This window comes from Nocardia tengchongensis (genome assembly GCF_054781395.1).
In genome coordinates this window covers 472,876-490,900 of record NZ_BAAGUM010000006.1, presented here as the reverse complement: position 1 = coordinate 490,900, position 18,025 = coordinate 472,876, and the positions used below count along the sequence as shown (strand labels likewise).

The window sequence follows — 18,025 nt, the reverse complement described above, 5'->3', positions numbered from 1 at the left end:
CTGCCGCCGCGTGCGTCGGATGACGTAATCGGTGTCGCTCGGCCGGGTCGGCAGCCGGTCGATCAACCGGCTGTTTCCTCCAAAGTGGGCAGCAGCGCCGCGAGATCCCCACGTGAACTGATCCCGAGCTTCGGGAAGATGCGGTGCAGGTGGGTGCTGACGGTCCGATGCGACAGGTACAGCCGCTGCCCGATCTCCCGGTTGGTCAGCCCCTGCGCCGCCAGTTGCGCGATGCTCAGTTCGTGCGGGGTGAGCCGCTCCCGGGCGTCCGGGTCGCGATTCGGGCTGGATTCTCCCGCGCTGCGCAGTTCCAGCCGAGCCCGCTCACTCCATGCGGTGAAGCCGAGGGCATCGAAAATCTCTCGGGCCGTGCGCAAATGGGTGCGGGATTCCACCACCCGCCGCTGCCGCCGCAGCCATTCGCCGTAGGCCAGGTGCAGGCGGCCGCGTTCGGCGGGCCGACCGGTGAGATCCGCCTCCAGCGCTTCGTTGAACAGCTCCGCGGCCGTATCACCGGCGAGCACCGCTCGGGCGTAACGCATTCCGATGTGCAGGGCGGGCGACGAGGTGGACGCCGTCACCGGCTCCAGTTCGCGCAGCAGTTCCACCATGACGTCGCCGCGCCCGCAGCGGACCGCGGCCTCGGCGAGTTCGGTGAGGAAGCAGACTCGCAGCGCGGGCGAATACGCCGGGTCGCGCGGATTGTGGATGCGGGCCAGATCGGCGAAGGCGTCGTCGAATCGGCCCTCCCCGAAGGCGATGAGCGCCCGGGTGAGCTGTACGGTCGCCAGCACGGGCCGCGCGCCGGCGGTGAGTCCGGCCCGTTCGGCCTCCGTGGTGAGCGCCGTGGCCTGCGCGTAATCCCCGCGCAGCGCCGCGATCTCGGCCTGCACCGTAATGACGGTCGCATGCATGAAGGGCTGCCCGGTCTCGAGGGCGAAAGCGGCCGCCTCTGCCGCGATCGGGGTGGCGGCGGCGAGGTCACCGACTCGGGCCAGGCTCCATGCCTGGATCGCCAGTGCCCGCGTCAGCAGCCCCAGCTGCCCGGCGGCACGGAAGCCGGGCGCGGCCGCACCGGCAAAGTGCGATGCCAGGTCGAAAGCGCCGACCTGGTAGGCCGCGCTGCTGAGGAAGTGATCGGTTTCGGTATCCCGCCCCGTGCTCGTGGCCAGCACCCGCAGGTGGCCGAGGACCTCCTCGCCGCGTTCGAACGGGGCCACGATCGAGTCGATCGCGAGCTTGCGCGGATCGCCGTCGGGAATGCCGAAGGTATCGGCGACGGCGAGTACCGCGCGCCGGATATCGGGCCCGGGTTCGGACCAGAAGCACCGTGAGGCCGCGGCCCACAGGATCCGTAGTCCGGCATCGGGAAATCCATCGGTTGCGACGGCGGCCGCCAGCGCCGCCAGTTCACCGATGTGCGCGGGACTGTCGCGCATGCCGTCCTCGAACCCGCTGAGCACCCACTTCGCGGTGGCCTCCTGCTCGGCCGTGAGCGGGAGCATACGCGCGGCGTCGACCAGTCGTTCGACCGTCTCGCGGTGACCGGAGTCGACGGCCAGCTCGGCCGCGCGCAGCAGGCGATCCGCGCGGCGGACGGGGGTGGAGCTCAGGGCCGCGGCCCGTTCCAGCGCCGCGATCGCGCCGCCGCGGTGCCGGGACCGTTCGGCCGCGTCCTCGAGTGCCGTGGCCACGTCTTCGTCGGCGCCCGACGTACCCGCCGCCCGATGCCACACCTGGCGATCCGGCAACGGTTCGAGCGTTTCGGCGAGTGCCTGGTGCGCGCGTCGGCGCTGCTCGGCCGTCGCCGCCGCCACCAGGGCGGACCGAACCAGCGGATGGCGGAAAGTCACCGTGCCTGAACCGATGCCGATCAGCCGGGCCGCCACGGCGGGCGCGAGCACTTCGGACGACACCGCATCGCCCAGGAGAATTCCTGTGGCAGTGAGTATTTCGATGGTCGAGTCGCCGTCGTTGAGGGCGGCGACGAGCAATGCCGACCGGGTCGGCCCGGGCAGTGTGGAGCCGCGTGCCGAGAACGCCTGCTCCAGACGCTCGGTCAAGGGCAGTGCCGGGGCGTTGTCGGTGAGATCTGCTGTGGCCGCGGGCAGCTCGGTCAGCGCCAGCGGGTTTCCGTGGGACTCGGTGAGCACTCGCCGGCGCAGCTGCGCGGGTATGCCCGGTGCGATGGTGTCGAGCAGCGCGTTCGCGTCGTCCTCGGGCAGCGGACCGAGCCGCATGACGGTCAGTCCCGCGTCGCGTAGCGGGGACGTGGTGGCGTCACGCACAGTGGCCAGCAGCGCAACAGGTTCGGAGTCGATGCGGCGCGCGACGAATGCGAGCACCTCGGCGCTGGCGAGATCGAGCCAGTGCACGTCCTCGGCGACCACCAGCACGGCGCGGTCGGTCGCCGAGTCGGCCAGCAGGGTCAGGGCGGCGAGGCCGACCAGATGGATGCTCGGCTCGTCGGTGCTGTCCGACATGCCCAAAGCGGTTGCCAGCGCGTCGAACTGGCGCGATGGCAGGGCGTCGAACTCGCGCCGCAGCGGGTACAGGAGCCGCTGCAGTCCGGCGAAGGCCAGATTGCTCTCGGCTTCCACCCCGGCGGTCCGCAGTACCCGCAGCCCCGCACCGGCCGCGGCGGCGGTGGTCTGCTCGACGAGCGTCGATTTCCCGATGCCGGGTTCGCCCTCGATCAGGATGCCGCTGCGGTCGCCGGGGCCGTCCACGAGCGCGGACAGGTCTTTCAGTTCGGTGTCGCGTCCGAACAACGGCATCGCGCGGAGTCCTCCTCTGGGCTCGAAACGGTATCGGGCCCGGTCGAGACCCTACCGAAACAGGATTACGTCAAGACAGCGTCATCTGACAGATTCGGCGGCCGGCCACCGGCGGCGAAGGTATTTCCATGGCTACCGTTCGATTTCACCTGATGTCCACTCTGTCTCCCGCCGAGGTCATGCACGTGCTCACCGACTTCGGACCCACCCGGCCCGACGCATGGCCGAGCATCGATGCCGAACACTTCGTCGTCCACGCCCGCGGCGAGAACTGGGCCGAGGTCACCGAGGGCACCGCCGCCGCCTGGGAACGCGCCCGCTACGACTGGGATCCGGCCGGAGACACCGTCACCGTCACCACGCTGGATTCCAAGCTGTTCGGCGCGGGCGGCGGCTGGGTCTTCACGATCACGCCGGACCTGCCCGGCTGCCGGGTCGATGTGGAGCTGACCCGCACCCCGCAGGCGTTCAAGGGCAAGATCCTGGCGGCGTTGCTGCCGTTGGTCGGGCCGTCCACGCTGCGCAAGTCCTTCGCTACTCCGCTGCGCGCCGCGTGATGTCCGGGTCGAACCAGCTCGTCGCGGCGCTCGCACCCGGCGCGCACGCCTTCGACTCCGACGGCATCACCCAGCGCTACCACGTATCCGGCAGTGGACCGGTCTGCCTGGCGCATCCGGGCGGACCGGGTATCCACTGGGAATACCTGCGCATGCCCGAGCTCGAAGAACACCTGACCATGGTGTACGTCGAGGCGCTCGGCACCGGCGAGTCCGGCCGGCTGCCGACCCATCCCAACGGCTACACCCGCGAGCGCTACAGCATTGCGCTGCAACAGATCATCGACCATCTCGGTGTGCCGAAGGTGTATCTGCTCGGCCACTCGCACGGTGCGTTCGTCGCCGCCCATCACGCGATCCATCGCCCGGCCGGGCTCGCGGGCATCATCCTGTACGAGGGCGCACCGGTGACCGGACCCGAACACGGCGCGGAGGCCACCCGGCGGCTCCAGGAGTTCGCCGCCGCGCACGCCGATCGCCCCGGACTGTCCGACGTACTCGCGGCTTTCGGTGCGATGCAGGATATTTCGACCGACGCGCAGACCCTCGCCGTCGCCCGCGGCGTGCTGCCGTCGTACTTCGCCGACTACTGGGGCAACGAACTGCGCTGGGCCCCGGTACGAGATGCGGTGCGCGCCAACTATATCTCGGGGCTCGACGCGATCGGTTCCCCCGAACTCATCGACGATCGCGCCGATCTGCCGAAGGTGACCGTCCCGGCGTTGGTCCTCGTGGGCCGCTTCGACGTCATCTGCGGACCGCGCTGGGGTCAGGAACTGCACGACCTGATCCCCGGTTCGCGACTGGTGATCCTGGAAAACAGTGGCCACCTGGGGCATCTGGAAGAGCCCGAGCGCTTCACCGACGCGGTCCGGAACTTCGTCCTCTCCACACCATCGCTGCCCTCGCCGAGCGGTGGAAGTCTCGAAAGGCTCATGTGATGAAGCGTCAATATCCCGAACGCCCCCCGATCGCAGAGCTTTTCGTCTGTGGCCCGATCGCGATGCTGATCTGGTCGGAGACCGCCCTGCTGCACGGTCGTGGACCGTCCGCACGGGAGCTCATGAGCTAGCGCCACAGGGCACCCCTATCGCAGCCCTCGGCCGCCGGGTGTATCGGTGTCACGGTTGCGTGCCCCTGTCCCCGCTACTACGAAGCGGCCCCGGAACCACTGGTTCCGGGGCAGTTCTCGTGTGGATCGGCAACGGATTCTGCAACGTTGTCGTCGGTTGGTTCGATATCGGTGATGGATTGGGGCACTGGAGGAATTGGGGGAATCGCATGCGGGCATGGGTACTGGCCGTGGCGGCCGTCGCGGCGGTAGGTGTGGTCGCGGGCTGCAATGACGACACCGCGCAGGGCGGGGGCGCCGCTTCCTCGAGCGTGACGACGAGTAGCGCGGCCGCGGGTGGCGCGACGACGGGAACGCCGGTGACCACCCTGCCCGACCGTGATGCCGCGAATGTGGATGCGCGGGACTTCCAGCAGCAGGAGTTCTACTACTTCCAATCGCCGACCGGGAACATCATGTGCGCGTTCACCCCTGCCCACACCTTGGGGATGGGTTGCCAATTGGAGCACGCCTCGGTCGTGCCCGCAGCATTGCCGGGCTGCGGAACGCGGCCCGATCGCGCGGTGGCGGTGCAGATCGTCGAAGGCACGGCGAAGTTCCTGTGCACGAGTCAGGGCATCTACGTCGGCCCGCCCCTCAACGGTGGCAGCAAAGGCGGCGGCAAGGTCCTCGAGTACGGCCAGACCCTCATCGTCCGAGGCACCGCCTGCACCTCCACAACGGCCGGCGTCCGCTGCGACAGCGGTGGCCACGGCTTCCTCATCGCGGCCGATCAGCAGCAGCTCTTCTGACTGCTTCGATCGGCGGAAATTTGCTAGGGATACGCTGTTGATATGGAGCCGCCCGAGGTCACCCTCGAAAACTGTGACGCCGTGTACGACTATTACCGCGATCATCGGCAGAACCTGGTGAAGGCGAAGGCGGCGTACTGGTTGCTCGGGCGCCGCTTCAAGCCGCGGGTGGGCTTCGCGGCGGGGGCGCGGAAAGGGTTGCGGGACTTCATCTCCGCAGGCCGGCCACTGATCATCAGCATCAATCACCTGTCGGAGCGGGACCCCTACACGGTGAGCGCGGCGGCATGGCGCAGTCCATTGCGGCCGGTCATCGGACACACCAGGGTGCTGGCCAAGCATGAGGTGTTCGCCGATCCCAAACTGCGGAGCACACTCGACATGATGGGCGGCATGCCGGTCTTCCGCAGCAAGGACCATGAGAGCTCCTCGGTCAACGCCGCTTCGGAGCGGTTGATCGACACCTGCGCGGTAGTCATGGCGCGTGGCGACAGCATCGCATTGTTCCCCGAGGGCACCTGCAACACTGTCGACCACACGCGGGTGCTCGATCTCGGTGGCGGCATCGGGCACATCGCCTGTCGCGCTCGCGAACTCGGTGCCGACCCGGTGCTGGTCAGCCTCGGACTCAGTTACGGCCCCCGGCCGGATCCCGCCGCCGAACTCGGCAAGGCGGATGTCCTGTCGGCCAGCTTCTACTTCGGGATGCCGGTCGGCGAACTGCCGGCACAACCCGCCGACATCACGAGCGTGGCACGCGACGAACTACAGGCCGCGCTCGACGGAGCGGTCGCAGCCTACTGAGCGCCGCTCAGGCGGCGGCACTGTGCGCGGGCGTCAGCGGCTGAGGCGGCCGTGCTGGACCAGGGCCCAGCACAGGGCGGTGAGGGCGCCGGTGTTGGCGAGGGCGCGGGCGATATTTCCTGTCAGCCAAGGGGTTTCGAAGTCCTTGCGCAGGGCGGCGAAGTCGACGAGGCCCTGGGCGTCGGTGGCGGTGGCGAGGTTGTTGTTGAGGGGGACGTTGAAGCCCGAGGTGATGATCAGGCTCAACAGGTTGAGTGCCGCCGCCACCGCGATCCAGATCAGGACCGGGCGTAGGTCCGAGCGGAGGTAGAACACGCCCGCCAGGATCGAGAAGGCAAGGGAGCCCAGGAAGCTCAGCATGAAGACCGGGTTGACGATGACCACGTTGATCTTGTTCATCACCTCGACGAAGGTCTTGTCGTCGAATTTGCCCAGGCCGATCATCACCGAGCACGCGTAGGCGTAGAACACGCCGGCCAGCAGGCCGGTCGTCACGGTGGCGATGATCAGTGACACGGCTCCGAGCGTCGGGGGCGCTCGGTGCGCGTCCAGTACGTCCTCGGCCAGTAGTCCGCTGTGTGTCATGGTCGTTCACTCCCGTCATCGGTATCGACTCCGTCATCGGTATCGACCTGTTCAGCCTCGGCGGGCCCGTGGAATCGATCAACGGGGAATTACGCATGGCCTGATTAGCTGATGTGATTGATAGCGAGACCGCATGATCCGAAGTCGGGGTAACTGAAACGATTATGTGTCTGAAAAACGTGCGAAACCGGCGGTGAACCGCGAGAATAGCTGTGACTGTGCTGCGAATCTGGCCCTCGCCGCGCGGGAACGGGAACCCTTCGGCGGCAGAGGAATCGGAACAATGAGCAGGCTGGCGACCTCGTGCGCGGCGATCTTGGTCACCGCGGCCGTCACGGTCGGGACCCCGGGGATCGGCGCCGCGCGGGCGGAAACGCCTGCCGCACAGTCGTGTACCCCGTACACCGCGATCCTCGCGCCCGGCACCTGGGAGACCCGATCCGATGCCGACCCGACCGTGCCGGTCGGTTTGCTGCGGCCCATCGGCGACGGCCTGCAACGGCAGTTCGGCGACGACATCACCGTGCTCTACGCCAATTACGCCGCCAGTGCCTTCGACCAGGGCCTGACCTACGCGCAGTCGCTGGGCACCCTGGAATCCCGCCTGCGTCAGATGGTGAGCGGCCTGTGCGCCACCACGCGCGTCCTGCTCGCCGGATACAGCCAGGGCGCGGACGGCGTCGGCGACTTCGCCACCGAGATCGGCAATGGTGAGGGCCCGATCAGCCCCGACCGGGTGGTGGGCGTCGGGCTGGTGGCCGATCCGCACCGCGACCCGAAAACCACGCTCTCGCTGGGTACTCCGCAGCCGGGCCACGGCATCGCCGGCACCCGCGGCCAGGGTTTCGGCGCGCTCGCCGACCGGGTGCGCACCGTCTGCGCCGACGGTGACCTGTACTGCTCGCTCAATGCCTCGATGTCGCCGTTCCTGGCCGCGCTCGGCCAGGTCGTCATCGGCAATCCCGCGGCCATCGCCGCCATCATCCCGCCGGGCACCGATCCCACCACCCTGCTCGCGCAGGCCGTGAAGGTGGGCGCGGGCTGGGCCGCTACAGCGGCGAACTTCCCCACCGTGCTCTCCGGCATCTCCGGCCTGCAGAGCCTGGTCGAGTCGGGCAATATCACTGCCGCACACCAGATCGCGACCGATGTGAACGTCGCCCTGGCCCCGATCGTCCAGGCCGCGGCCGGCGTCGATCTGCCGCTGGTCGCCGAGGTGATCCGCGCGGCCGCCGGCGTCGACCCGTCGGGCTGGACCGCCGCCGCCAGCGTCCTCGCCGATGCCCTGACCCAGATCGACGTCCTGCACATCGCCGAAGTCGCCGGCCATGTCCAGGAAACCCTGTGGCGCACGATCGAATCCATCAACCGCGGCGACAAGGTCGGCGCGGGCGTCGAACTGGTGTCGCTCACCTCGGCGGGTCTCGACCTCGCCGGCGCCGTCGTCGGCCCCTTCACCACCGCCATCCGCCGCGACATCCGCGCCGCCACCCAGACCCTGCTCAGCTTCGGCAACCCCGACAGCCTCAACGACCTGCTGGAGCTGACCCGCCAAGGCGTCGACATGGCCACCTTCTACGCCTCCAAGGCCCACGTCGACTACGGCGACGACACCCAGCTGCTGCTGAACTTCCTCGGATCCCAGGCCGCCTCGTAAGGTCGCCGCCCCGCACTGTCGTATTCGCGATCACCCGTTCGTGTAGAGGGTGAGCCCGGTATCGGACCGGGCACTGCGGAAGGAGTGATCGTGGGCAGGATCATCGCGGTTGTCAGCCTCACCCTCGACGGCGTCATGCAGGCGCCGGGGCGGGCGGACGAGGACACCCGGGGCGGGTTCACCCGGGGCGGCTGGGCGCAGCCCTACGCGGACCCCGAGCAGGGGCGGGTCGTCGGGGCGCACATGGCGGCGTTCGGCGGGGGATTGCTGTTCGGGCGGCGCACCTACGAGGACTTCTACGGGGTGTGGCCGCAGCGGACCGACAACCCGTTCACGGAGGTCCTGGACAGGACCGAGAAGTTCGTCGCGTCGCACACCCTGGCCGAACCGCTGCCGTGGCAGCACTCGACCCTGCTCTCCGGCGACGCGGTCAGCGCGGTGGGGAAACTCCAGCTCGAGCGACCCGAGCTGGACCTCGTCGTGCTCGGCAGCGGCGATCTGCTGCGATCGCTGATGCCCGCGGGCATGATCGACGAGTACCTGCTGCAGATCCATCCGCTGACGCTGGGCACCGGACAGCGGCTCTTCGACGGTGTGGACCTGGGCGCGTTGCGACTGACCGAGAGCGTCACCACGACGACCGGCGTCGTGATCGCCACCTATCGGCCGATGGGAGAGGAGTCGCGGTGAAGCAGTACCTGCTCAGCATCTACCAGCCCGCCGAAGGCGATCCGCCGGACAATCTGGACGAGATCATGCGCGACCTGGAGACGCTCAACGACGAGATGCGGGCGGCCGGGGCGTGGGTGTTCGCGGCCGGGCTGTATCCGCCCAGCACCGCCACCGTGCTGCGGGCCACCGGATCGGAGGTGCTGGTCACCGACGGGCCCTTCGCGGAGGGCAAGGAACAGATCGGCGGGTTCACCGTGATCCGGGCGGAAGATCTCGACGCCGCGCTGGAGTGGGCGGGACGGCTCGCCCAGGTCGTCGCGCTGCCGATCGAAGTGCGGCCCGTGCAGGAGCGCTGATCCACCGCGATGGCCGAGAAGAGCAGCGGTGCAATCGATGTGGCGGCGATCGCGAGCGTCTTCGCCACCCAGTACGGGCGCGCCGTCGCCAGCCTGATCCGCGTCTTCGGTGATGTCGACATCGCCGAAGACGCGGTGCAGGACGCGTTCGCCATCGCGTTGCTGCGCTGGCCCGCGGACGGATTGCCGCCCAGCCCGCCCGGCTGGATCATCACCACCGCCCGCAACCGGGCGGTCGATCGGCTGCGTCGCGAGGCCGCCCGGCACGACAAATACGCGCAGGCCGCGCTGCTGCACGCGCGCGACGAACCCGCACCGGAGGACACGGTGGGCGACGACCGCCTGCGCTTGATCTTCACCTGCTGCCATCCGGCGCTCGCGCGTCCGGCCCAGGTGGCGCTGACGCTGCGGCTGCTGGGCGGACTCACCACCGAGGAGATCGCCCGCGCCTTCCTGATCCCCGAATCGACACTGGCGCAGCGCATCACGCGGGCGAAGGGCAAGATCCGGGACGCCGGAATCCCGTATCGGGTGCCGTCGGCGGCCGAGCTGCCCGCCCGGCTGGACGCGGTGCTGACGGTCGTCTACCTCATCTTCACCGAGGGGCACACGGCCACCGCGGGCGATCAGCTGATCCGGGCGGACCTGTGCGCGGAGGGGATTCGCCTGGGTCGCGCACTCGCCGAGCTGATGCCCGACGAGCCGGAGGTCCGGGGGCTGCTGGCGCTGATGCTGCTCACCGAATCCCGTCGCGCCGCACGCACCGGGCCCGACGGCGGGCTCGTTCCACTACCGGAGCAGGATCGGCGACACTGGGATCGGGCACTCATCGACGAGGGGCAGGCGCTGGTTCGAATGTGCTTGCGGCGCAATCGACCCGGCCCCTACCAGATCCAGGCTGCGATCAACGCCGTGCATGCGGACGCGCGCACCGCCCAGGACACCGACTGGTCGCAGATTCTCGCCCTGTACGACCAGCTCGAAACCCTCGCCCCCGGCCCGATCGTGGCGTTGAATCGTGCCGTGGCACTGGCCGAGGTGCACGGTCCGGAGGCCGCGCTCGGCGTGCTCGACGGTCTCGACCTGCGCGATCACTATCTCTTCCACGCTGTCTGGGCCGATCTGCTGCGCCGGCTGGGACGCACGGCCCAGGCCGGGCAGGCCTACGACGCGGCCATCGACCTCGCCCGTAATCGCGCCGAGCGCGACTTCCTACTCGATCGGCGCGGGATCCTGCGCTAGCCCGGCGCTCCACTTCTCCTCGATGCGCCCGTAGCGCCAGGTGAGGACCGCGGCGGCCCAGGTGACCACGAACAGTCCGACGATCAGGAACCCGATCAGGTTCAGGTCGATGCCGGTGATGGCGTCCCACGGGCCGCCGGTCCAGCCGAACTGGTCGGCCAGCAGTCCGAGCAGTTCGATGGTGCCGATGATGAGGGCGACCGCGATCGAGAGCCCCGTGATGGTGATGTTGTAGTAGATCTTGCGCACGGGCTTGGCGAAGGCCCAGCCGTAGGCGAAGTTCATGAAGGTGCCGTCGATGGTGTCGAGCAGGCTCATGCCGGCGGCGAACAGGACCGGCAGGCACAGGATCGCGTACCAGGGCAGCCCCGCCGCGGCACTGGTACCGGCCAGCACCAGCAACGCGACCTCGGTGGCGGTGTCGAAGCCGAGGCCGAAGAGCAGGCCGATCGGATACATCTGCCACGACTTGGTCACCGATTTCATGATCGGGCCGAGGATCCGGTTCACCAGGCCGCGGCGCGCGAGCTGGTTCTCCAGCTCGGCCTCGTCGAAGTCGCCGCCGCGCATACGCCGGAACACTCGCAGAATGCCGACCAGCACAACGATATTGAGGATGGCGATGAGGTAGAGGAAGGTTCCCGACACGGTCGTGCCGATCAGCCCGGTGTAGTGGTGCAGCGCCGAGGAATCGTCCTCGACCGGCCCGACGATGGCCTTGACCCCCAGCGAGAGCAGCAGCGCCAGCCCGAACACGACCGACGAATGCCCCAGCGAGAAGAAGAATCCCACCGACAGCGGCCGCTTCCCCTCGTCCATGAGTTTGCGCGTGGTGTTGTCGATCGCGGCGATGTGGTCGGCGTCGAAGGCGTGCCGCATGCCCAGCGTGTAGGCGGTCAGCCCGACCCCGATGCCGAGGGTGCGGTCACCGAGGCTGAAATGCTGCGGTGCGACGAAGGCCACCAGCGTGAACCAGCCGAGCACGTGCAGGCCGACGATGAACCCGGCCATCGCCGCGAGTCGCATCCATTCCTGCCGGGTCAGCGCCAGCCGGCCGGTCAGGGTTCGAAGCGTTCCGCGCCGCTGTAATGCTGATCCCACCGGGTGCCTCTCCACGCGAACCGAATTCGTCGAAGGTAAACACGACGATCCTCTTGTTGCAACTCATTGGCAAGACGGGGTTGGCGGACGACCGGGTGGAAGCGGCAGACTGTACCCATGGCAGGCGTTCCCGCTCACACCCATGCCCCGGCCCCGGCCGGAGAGCAGTTCGCGCGCCTGCTGCTGCGCGACCACGGGCTGCGCTGCACGGCGCCGCGGCTGGCCGTGCTCACGGCACTGGATCGTGCCCGCAAGGACGGCCATCTCACCGTCGCCCAGATCCAGCAGGTATTGACCGAGACCGGCCACGACGTGGACCTGACCACCGTCTACCGCACCGTCTCGACGCTCACCGACGCGAACGTCCTGCACGCCTTGGTCATCGACGAGCGTGTCACCAGCTACGGCCTCACCGACATGCCGCACCATCACGCGGTCTGCACCCGCTGCGGCGCCATCGACGAGGTCCCTTCGGCGCACCTCGCCGAGGCGTTGGCCGAGGCCCGCGCCGGCAGCCGCTTCGTGCTGCCCGACACCGGGGGACTGACCCTGCACGGGCTGTGCCCGGCCTGCCAGCACACCCAATGAGGTGAGCGGGCCCGCCGATGGCGTCGAAAGTCCCGCGACCGGCGTGATCTACCCCCCTTGCGTGGGTGGGAGCGCACATAGATTTACCCCCGTCCGGGCCCGCGCGGGGTGGGCCCGGACCACTTCCGGGGCAGGTCAGAGCGGGCGAAAGGTCTTGCGGCTGGAATCGGTTGCGTCGCTGACGATATCGACGAGTACGGTGCGCGCGGTATCCACCTCGCCCGCGCCCACCCGCCCGGCGAGTCGGCGTTCGTAGTCGGTGTGGAATTCGCGCACGGTGCGCAGCATGTCCTCGCCGCGGGGCGCCAGGTGCAGCAGTTTGGCGCGCTTGTCGGTCGGGTCGGGGCGGCGTTCCACGTACCCGTGCCGGACCATCTCGTCGACCACCTTGGCCGCGCCCTGGGCGGTGATGCCGAGCTGTTCGCCCAATCGGCTGGCCGTGCACGGGGATTCGGCGAGGGCACGCAATACGTAGCCGTAGGACGCGCCCATCACCTCGTGGCCGTGGGCGGCGAGGTGGGCGTGCAGCTGCTGCACGAACGACTGGTAGGCCTGGCCGAGTAGCACGCCGAAATCCATTTCTTGACGCTCCGTTCGCGGGGACATATATTCAACTGTAGTTGAACACCTTGGTTGAACATCTGGGAGACACTATGCCACTCATCAAGTCCGCCGACGCACCCACCTTCGAGGCCCCGCTCATGACCGCGACCGGCCTGGCCGCACCCAGCCGCGGATCCAAGGAGAACAGCGTGTGGCGGTTCACCCTGGCGGGCGGCAACCCCGGGCACGCCCACGCCGTGTCGCGGGAGGAGATCTTCGTAGCGCTCGCCGGGGCCGCCCGCGTCGAAATGGACGGCGAGACAAGCGAATTCCGGGCCGGGGATGCACTCGTGATCCCCGCGCACACCGTGTTCAAGCTGTCGGTGCCCGGCGACGAGCCGTTCGAAGCGGTCGCCATCCTGCCGGTCGGCGCGTACGCCCAGGCCCCCGGCGGCGACCGGGTCAGCCCGCCGTGGGCGCAGTAAGGCCACCCGCTCAGCCGAATTCACCGACACCGAGAACAGGACCGCACATGCCGCTGATCACCGCTGCCGACGCCCCGCGCTTCGAGAACGAGCACGCCATCTTCGTCGGCCTCGCCGCCCCCAGTCGCGGCGCGACCGAGAACTGCGCGTGGCGGCTCAGTATCAAGCCCGGCGTCGACGCACCGCCACACGCCCTGGATCGGGAGGAGATCTTCATCGCCCTGTCCGGCCGGCTCACCGTGACCATGGGCGCGGAGATCCTCACCGTGGAGGCGGGCGACGCCCTGGTGGTGCCCGCGCACCAGCAGTTCGCCATGGCCAACCCGGGTTCCGAGCCGTTCGAGGCCGTGGTGGTGCTCCCGGTCGGCGGCCAGGGCCTGATCCCCGGTCAGGACCCGGTCATCGCCCCTTGGGCGCGGTGACCGGGATCAGCTTGCGTCACTTCAGTTTCGCGTGCATGAGGTAGACGTTGTAGCTGTTCCACGCCGAGATCGTGAAGTACAGATCCTTGCCGGTGGACCAGGGGTGGATGAAGCCGCCGTAGGCGGTCGGATAGTCCTCGGTGTTGATCAGCGTCACCGGTTCGGTCCAGGTTCCCTGGGGATCGGAGGCGGTGCGCAGCACGATCTGCTGGCGCACCGTGTCCAGGTACACCAGCTGCCAGCGGTTGGATTCGGCGTCGAAATGCACCGACAGTTCACTCGCGGTGCCGGAAATCAGTGGCGTGGCCAGCAATTCGTTGGCCCCGTCGGCCGGCGCCCAGGCGTCGTTCACCCAGTACTGGTACGAGGACTTGTCGAGTACGTGATCGGCGGGCACCCGGGCGAGGCCGATGGTGCCGAGGCGGCCGTTGGGCGTTCCGAACATGTAGACGTAGTCGCCGTGCGGGACCATGGTCGCGACCTGGAACCGGCCGAGCCCGAACAGGTTGTCCCAGCGGGCCCACTGCGATTTGGTCCAGGTGCGCCCGTTGTCGTCGGACCAGGCGATGCCGCCGAGATTGGTCCACCACATGCCCGGGATCTTGGACCAGCGATTGACCGACATGTAGGTCAGGTACTGCCGGTCACCGACGGCGAAACCGGAGGTGGGGATGGTGGTGGTCTCGAAGTTCTTGACCTTGCGGCTGTCCAGGATCTCGGCGGCGTGGCAGCGCTTGTTCTGCACGAAGTCGTCGAGCACGAGCCCCTGCGACAGATCCTTGGTGCTGCTGTAGGCGATCACATTGCTGCGCCAGTCCTGCGTGTCGGTGCCCGCGCCGCCCACTTTCCAGCCCTTGCCGAAGGTGTCGCCGAACACGACCGCGACCTGACCGGGCTTGCTCTCCCACATCAAGCCCAGATCGGTGCCGTCCACCGACCAGCGGGTATCGGTCCGGTTGATCGAGCCGTGCCCGGTCACCTGATTCACCAGCTCCACCGAATCCACCTGCGGCGCGGCCACGGCGGCGGCCGGGGGTGCGGGGACGGCCTGCTGCAGGGGCGCGGCGGTGGGGGCAGGCTGCGGCTCGGGCGGCTCACCACCGGGCACCACGACGGGGATGGGCTCGGCCTCGGTGGTGACCTCGACCTGCGGCAGTGATGCGCTGCCGCCGCCCGGCGCGGCGGGCGGTGTCGGGGCCACGGTGTCGCGGACGTCCGGGCAGGGACTGGCGCACGGGTCCGCGGGCAGGTCGACGTCCACGCGGTTCTGGTCCGGCTTGGGCGCGAACTGCTGCACGGTCACGATCTGCGGCACCGGAATCGGCACCTTGACGGTCACCGGGGCCTGCGAAGTCGATCCGCTCGGATCCGCCTGCCGATTGACCGGGTCGAATCCCGTTTCTCCGCAGCTGTTCACCGGCGCGGGAGCCCACGGGTGCGGCGCGGCGGCGGCCGGGGTGGCGGGCAACAGCATCGCGCCCAGCGTGACCACGGCCGACAGCGACAGCGCCGCAGGGATTTCGGCATGGTTCGAGCGACGGCGGGATCGAATTCCCATGGGGTAGGCGGCTCCTCGTTGGCGATCGACGCGCACCACCTTAGACCGATCTTGTTCAGCGGTGAATCACCTTGGACGGGTCGCGGGATCGGTCGCCGGTAGGGGGTCGCGGCGGCGCGCCGCGGGGACGGCAGACTGAACGGTAATGAAGCTGCCTGACCTTCCCGACCTTCCGGTGCGCGGGGCGCTCGACGAGATCGCCGCCACGCTGTCCGACCACGGCACCGCCGTGCTGGTCGCGCCGCCCGGAACCGGCAAGACGACGCTGGTCCCGCTGGCCCTGGCCGCCACCACCGCCGGGCGGGTGGTGGTGGCGGAGCCGCGGCGGCTGGCGGCCCGGGCGGCCGCCGCGCGCATGGCGGCGCTGCTGGGGGAGCGGGTCGGGCAGACCGCCGGATATTCGGTGCGCGGCGACCGCAAGGTCGGGCCCGGCACCCGCATCGAGGTGGTGACCTCCGGGCTGCTGGTGCGGCGCTTGCAGAACGATCCCGAGCTCTCCGGGGTCGATGTGGTGGTGCTCGACGAATGCCACGAGCGACACCTGGACGCGGACCTGCTGCTGGCGTTGCTGCTGGACGCGCGCGCCGGACTGCGACCGGATCTGCGGGTGCTGGCCACCTCCGCGACCGTTGCGGCGGACCGGCTTTCGGCGCTGCTGGGCGGGGAGTCCGAGCCGTCAGCACCGGTCTTGGAGGTGCGCGGACGTGCCTACCCGGTCGAATTCGACTACGTGCCACCGCTGGCCCGCGAGCGGATCGAACAGCAGGTCGCGCGGGCGACCCGGATGGCGTTGGCCGGCAGCCCCGGTGATGTCCTGGTCTTCCTGCCGGGCGCGGGCGAGATCCGGCGGACCGCCGCGCTGCTGTCGGGACTACCCGACGTGGACGTGGTCCCGCTGCACGGCAGATTGCCCGCGGCCGCCCAGGATTCGGCGCTGCGGCCGGGCGCCCGCCGCCGGGTCGTACTGTCCACCGCGGTGGCCGAATCCAGCCTGACCGTGCCCGGCGTGCGCGCGGTCGTCGATTCCGGACTGTCGCGGGTGCCCCGCATCGACCATCGGCGCGGACTGTCCGGGCTTGCCACCGTCCGCGTTTCGGCCGCCGTCGCCGAGCAGCGCGCAGGCCGCGCGGGCCGCGAAGGCCCGGGCTGGGCGTGGCGCTGCTGGCCCGAATACGAGCACACCACCCTCCCCGCCTACCCCGAGCCGGAGATCCGCACCGCCGATCTGACCAGGCTGGCACTGGAACTGGCGTGCTGGGGAACCGTCGACGGACAAGGCCTGGCGTGGTGGGACGCACCCCCGCCGGGCGGCCTGGCAGCCGGCCGCGCGGTGCTCCGCGCACTCGACGCCGTCGACGACCATGGGGGAGTGACGGACCGGGGCCGTCGCATGGCGGCCGTGGGCCTGCACCCACGCCTGGCCCGCGCCCTCCTCGACGGCGCCACCGAGGTCGGGTCGCGCGCCGCCGCCGAAGTGGTGGCACTACTCGACGACGACTCACTGGCTCCCGGCGTCGATCTGGTCGCAGCCCTGCGAACTCTGCGCGCCGACCGTCCGGCCCGCTGGCAGAAGGAGGCACAGCGGCTTACGCGCCTGGTCGAGGGCGATGACGCCGAGCATGGTCGGTCAGCCGAACCGCACTCGGGCGCGATGCGCGCTCCGGCCGCTGCGCCGAATGCAGGAGCTGCACGGAGTCTGGAAGCTGCGCCGAACCCAGGAGCTGCGCCGAGTCCGGAGGTGCCGCCGGGCTCCGGAGCGGTGCCGATGTCCGGAGCCGCGCTGAAGCGGACGGTCGCAAATGGTGCGCGGGCCGATGACCCGGCTTTCGTTGCGGCGCTGGCCTATCCGGAGCGAATCGCGCGTCGTCGCGCGGCGGGGTCGGCCAGCTATCTGATGGCGGGCGGCACCGCTGTGACCCTGCCGCCGGGGAGTGGGCTCGGTGACGCCGAATGGCTGGCCATCGCGGTGGCCGGGCGTGATCCCGGGCAGTCGGAGGGTCGAATCCGGCTGGCCGCCAAGGCCGATGAAGAGCTGGCTCGCCAGGCGGCCGCCAATCTGCTCGAGACGGCGGACGAAGTCGACTGGGTCGATGGCGATCTGGTGGCGCGGCGGGTGCGGCGGCTGGGGGCGATCGTATTGTCGGAGCAGCCGCTGCGGGATCCGGATCCGGGTCTGGTGTCCGCGGCGCTGCTGCGCGGGCTGCGCACCGGCGGTCTGGGGCTGTTGCGTTGGAACGAGGACGCGCGCAGCCTGCGGCAGCGACTGGACTTCCTGCACCGCACTCTCGGCGAGCCGTGGCCCGCCGTCGACGACGAGGCCCTGCTCGCCGACGCCGAAACCTGGCTCGCCCCCGAACTTTCCACCGCTCGTCGCCGCGCCGACCTGGAACGCGTCGACGCCGGTCAAGCCCTGCGCCGCCTGCTGCCGTGGCCGGCGGCCGCCCGCCTCGACGAGCTCGCCCCCGAACGCCTGGAGGTCCCCTCCGGCAGCCGCGTCCGCGTCGACTACTCCGCCGACCCGCCCGTGCTCGCGGTCAAGGTGCAGGAGATCTTCGGCTGGACCGAGACCCCGCGTCTGGCCGAAGGCCGCGTTTCCCCGGTGCTGCACCTGCTCTCGCCCGCTCAGCGCCCGGTGGCCGTCACCGCCGACCTGCCGTCCTTCTGGCGCACCGGCTGGCCGCAGGTCCGCGCCGACCTGCGCGGCCGCTACCCCAAACACGCTTGGCCCGAGGACCCGACGACGGTCACCGCGCATCGGGGCACCGCCCGCAACGCCAAGCGCTCCGAATAGCGGGGTGTATCGCGCAGGGACGTG

18 protein-coding genes are annotated in these 18,025 nt (G+C 69.7%); 13 read left to right on the top strand and 5 right to left on the bottom strand.

Annotated elements, in window-relative coordinates:
* Nucleotides 1-62 precede the first annotated feature (62 nt).
* The gene (locus ACYVKL_RS13350) at nt 63-2,777 is read right to left on the bottom strand and encodes an ATP-binding protein (protein ID WP_379162853.1); all 2,715 of its coding nucleotides are present in this window, start codon (nt 2,775-2,777) and stop codon (nt 63-65) included.
* Between the two features lie 152 nt (nt 2,778-2,929).
* On the opposite strand from ACYVKL_RS13350, the gene ACYVKL_RS13345 reads away from it, so the two are divergent.
* The 5 genes from ACYVKL_RS13345 (at nt 2,930) to ACYVKL_RS13325 (ending at nt 6,001) form a co-directional block, all read left to right on the top strand.
* On the top strand, nt 2,930-3,334 hold the full coding sequence (locus ACYVKL_RS13345; protein WP_379162850.1) for an SRPBCC family protein: 405 nt from the start codon (nt 2,930-2,932) through the stop codon (nt 3,332-3,334).
* Nucleotides 3,334-4,275, top strand: a complete 942-nt coding sequence (locus ACYVKL_RS13340) for an alpha/beta fold hydrolase (RefSeq protein ID WP_379162847.1) — start codon at nt 3,334-3,336, stop codon at nt 4,273-4,275. Before ACYVKL_RS13345 ends, ACYVKL_RS13340 begins: the two co-directional genes overlap by 1 nt.
* Nucleotides 4,275-4,406 (top strand): hypothetical protein, encoded by a 132-nt coding sequence (locus ACYVKL_RS13335; protein ID WP_379162845.1) that lies wholly within the window; start codon nt 4,275-4,277, stop codon nt 4,404-4,406. The genes ACYVKL_RS13340 and ACYVKL_RS13335 overlap by 1 nt, the downstream gene beginning before the upstream one ends.
* 209 nt (nt 4,407-4,615) lie before the next feature.
* Nucleotides 4,616-5,197, top strand: coding sequence for a hypothetical protein (locus ACYVKL_RS13330; RefSeq protein WP_379162843.1), 582 nt, complete (start codon nt 4,616-4,618; stop codon nt 5,195-5,197).
* A 42-nt stretch (nt 5,198-5,239) separates the two neighbouring features.
* Nucleotides 5,240-6,001: a lysophospholipid acyltransferase family protein gene (locus ACYVKL_RS13325; RefSeq protein WP_379162840.1), complete on the top strand. Its 762-nt coding sequence runs from the start codon at nt 5,240-5,242 to the stop codon at nt 5,999-6,001.
* A gap of 33 nt (nt 6,002-6,034) precedes the next feature.
* Here the strand turns inward: ACYVKL_RS13325 and ACYVKL_RS13320 are convergent, their stop codons facing one another.
* The gene (locus ACYVKL_RS13320) at nt 6,035-6,586 is read right to left on the bottom strand and encodes an anthrone oxygenase family protein (RefSeq protein ID WP_379162837.1); all 552 of its coding nucleotides are present in this window, start codon (nt 6,584-6,586) and stop codon (nt 6,035-6,037) included.
* Nucleotides 6,587-6,869: 283 nt separating this feature from the next.
* Between ACYVKL_RS13320 and ACYVKL_RS13315 the strand changes: the two genes are divergently transcribed.
* The 4 genes from ACYVKL_RS13315 (at nt 6,870) to ACYVKL_RS13300 (ending at nt 10,513) form a co-directional block, all read left to right on the top strand.
* A complete protein-coding gene (locus ACYVKL_RS13315) occupies nt 6,870-8,243 on the top strand; it encodes a cutinase family protein (protein WP_379162834.1) in 1,374 nt (457 codons plus the stop codon).
* Nucleotides 8,244-8,333: 90 nt separating this feature from the next.
* Nucleotides 8,334-8,933 (top strand): dihydrofolate reductase family protein, encoded by a 600-nt coding sequence (locus ACYVKL_RS13310; RefSeq protein ID WP_213559851.1) that lies wholly within the window; start codon nt 8,334-8,336, stop codon nt 8,931-8,933.
* A complete protein-coding gene (locus ACYVKL_RS13305) occupies nt 8,930-9,271 on the top strand; it encodes a YciI family protein (RefSeq protein ID WP_379162831.1) in 342 nt (113 codons plus the stop codon). The genes ACYVKL_RS13310 and ACYVKL_RS13305 overlap by 4 nt, the downstream gene beginning before the upstream one ends.
* Before the next feature lie 9 nt (nt 9,272-9,280).
* On the top strand, nt 9,281-10,513 hold the full coding sequence (locus ACYVKL_RS13300; RefSeq protein WP_379162828.1) for an RNA polymerase sigma factor: 1,233 nt from the start codon (nt 9,281-9,283) through the stop codon (nt 10,511-10,513).
* Here ACYVKL_RS13300 and nicT read toward each other — a convergent pair.
* Nucleotides 10,484-11,614: a Nickel transporter NicT gene (gene nicT / locus ACYVKL_RS13295; RefSeq protein ID WP_455566206.1), complete on the bottom strand. Its 1,131-nt coding sequence runs from the start codon at nt 11,612-11,614 to the stop codon at nt 10,484-10,486. The genes ACYVKL_RS13300 and nicT overlap by 30 nt on opposite strands.
* A 117-nt stretch (nt 11,615-11,731) precedes the next feature.
* Between nicT and ACYVKL_RS13290 the strand changes: the two genes are divergently transcribed.
* On the top strand, nt 11,732-12,202 hold the full coding sequence (locus ACYVKL_RS13290) for a Fur family transcriptional regulator (protein WP_379162825.1): 471 nt from the start codon (nt 11,732-11,734) through the stop codon (nt 12,200-12,202).
* 135 nt (nt 12,203-12,337) lie between these two features.
* Here ACYVKL_RS13290 and ACYVKL_RS13285 read toward each other — a convergent pair whose 3' ends face one another.
* On the bottom strand, nt 12,338-12,808 hold the full coding sequence (locus tag ACYVKL_RS13285; protein ID WP_379162822.1) for a MarR family winged helix-turn-helix transcriptional regulator: 471 nt from the start codon (nt 12,806-12,808) through the stop codon (nt 12,338-12,340).
* 47 nt (nt 12,809-12,855) lie between these two features.
* On the opposite strand from ACYVKL_RS13285, the gene ACYVKL_RS13280 reads away from it, so the two are divergent.
* Together ACYVKL_RS13280 and ACYVKL_RS13275 are read left to right on the top strand one after the other, a co-directional pair.
* Nucleotides 12,856-13,230, top strand: a complete 375-nt coding sequence (locus ACYVKL_RS13280) for a cupin domain-containing protein (protein WP_379162819.1) — start codon at nt 12,856-12,858, stop codon at nt 13,228-13,230.
* A 47-nt stretch (nt 13,231-13,277) separates the two neighbouring features.
* On the top strand, nt 13,278-13,652 hold the full coding sequence (locus tag ACYVKL_RS13275) for a cupin domain-containing protein (RefSeq protein WP_379162816.1): 375 nt from the start codon (nt 13,278-13,280) through the stop codon (nt 13,650-13,652).
* A gap of 16 nt (nt 13,653-13,668) precedes the next feature.
* Here the strand turns inward: ACYVKL_RS13275 and ACYVKL_RS13270 are convergent, their stop codons facing one another.
* On the bottom strand, nt 13,669-15,210 hold the full coding sequence (locus tag ACYVKL_RS13270; protein ID WP_379162813.1) for a DUF4185 domain-containing protein: 1,542 nt from the start codon (nt 15,208-15,210) through the stop codon (nt 13,669-13,671).
* 145 nt (nt 15,211-15,355) lie between these two features.
* Here ACYVKL_RS13270 and ACYVKL_RS13265 point away from each other — a divergent pair, with 145 nt between their 5' ends.
* Nucleotides 15,356-18,001 carry an ATP-dependent RNA helicase gene (locus ACYVKL_RS13265; protein WP_379162810.1) on the top strand — a complete coding sequence of 882 codons (2,646 nt, stop codon included), beginning with the start codon at nt 15,356-15,358 and terminating at the stop codon, nt 17,999-18,001.
* Nucleotides 18,002-18,025: the final 24 nt, after the last annotated feature.

Bases quoted from the DNA above. Each gene is read 5' to 3' on its own strand.
- ACYVKL_RS13325 (WP_379162840.1), top strand. From the start codon at position 5,240: ATGGAGCCGCCCGAGGTCACCCTCGAAAACTGTGACGCCGTGTACGAC.
- ACYVKL_RS13275 (WP_379162816.1), top strand. From the start codon at position 13,278: ATGCCGCTGATCACCGCTGCCGACGCCCCGCGCTTCGAGAACGAGCAC.
- ACYVKL_RS13270 (WP_379162813.1), bottom strand. From the start codon at position 15,210: ATGGGAATTCGATCCCGCCGTCGCTCGAACCATGCCGAAATCCCTGCG.
- ACYVKL_RS13345 (WP_379162850.1), top strand. From the start codon at position 2,930: ATGTCCACTCTGTCTCCCGCCGAGGTCATGCACGTGCTCACCGACTTC.
- ACYVKL_RS13285 (WP_379162822.1), bottom strand. From the start codon at position 12,808: ATGTCCCCGCGAACGGAGCGTCAAGAAATGGATTTCGGCGTGCTACTC.
- ACYVKL_RS13300 (WP_379162828.1), top strand. From the start codon at position 9,281: ATGGCCGAGAAGAGCAGCGGTGCAATCGATGTGGCGGCGATCGCGAGC.
- ACYVKL_RS13265 (WP_379162810.1), top strand. From the start codon at position 15,356: ATGAAGCTGCCTGACCTTCCCGACCTTCCGGTGCGCGGGGCGCTCGAC.
- ACYVKL_RS13335 (WP_379162845.1), top strand. From the start codon at position 4,275: ATGAAGCGTCAATATCCCGAACGCCCCCCGATCGCAGAGCTTTTCGTC.
- ACYVKL_RS13315 (WP_379162834.1), top strand. From the start codon at position 6,870: ATGAGCAGGCTGGCGACCTCGTGCGCGGCGATCTTGGTCACCGCGGCC.
- ACYVKL_RS13280 (WP_379162819.1), top strand. From the start codon at position 12,856: ATGCCACTCATCAAGTCCGCCGACGCACCCACCTTCGAGGCCCCGCTC.
- ACYVKL_RS13330 (WP_379162843.1), top strand. From the start codon at position 4,616: ATGCGGGCATGGGTACTGGCCGTGGCGGCCGTCGCGGCGGTAGGTGTG.
- ACYVKL_RS13340 (WP_379162847.1), top strand. From the start codon at position 3,334: ATGTCCGGGTCGAACCAGCTCGTCGCGGCGCTCGCACCCGGCGCGCAC.
- ACYVKL_RS13290 (WP_379162825.1), top strand. From the start codon at position 11,732: ATGGCAGGCGTTCCCGCTCACACCCATGCCCCGGCCCCGGCCGGAGAG.
- ACYVKL_RS13350 (WP_379162853.1), bottom strand. From the start codon at position 2,777: ATGCCGTTGTTCGGACGCGACACCGAACTGAAAGACCTGTCCGCGCTC.
- ACYVKL_RS13320 (WP_379162837.1), bottom strand. From the start codon at position 6,586: ATGACACACAGCGGACTACTGGCCGAGGACGTACTGGACGCGCACCGA.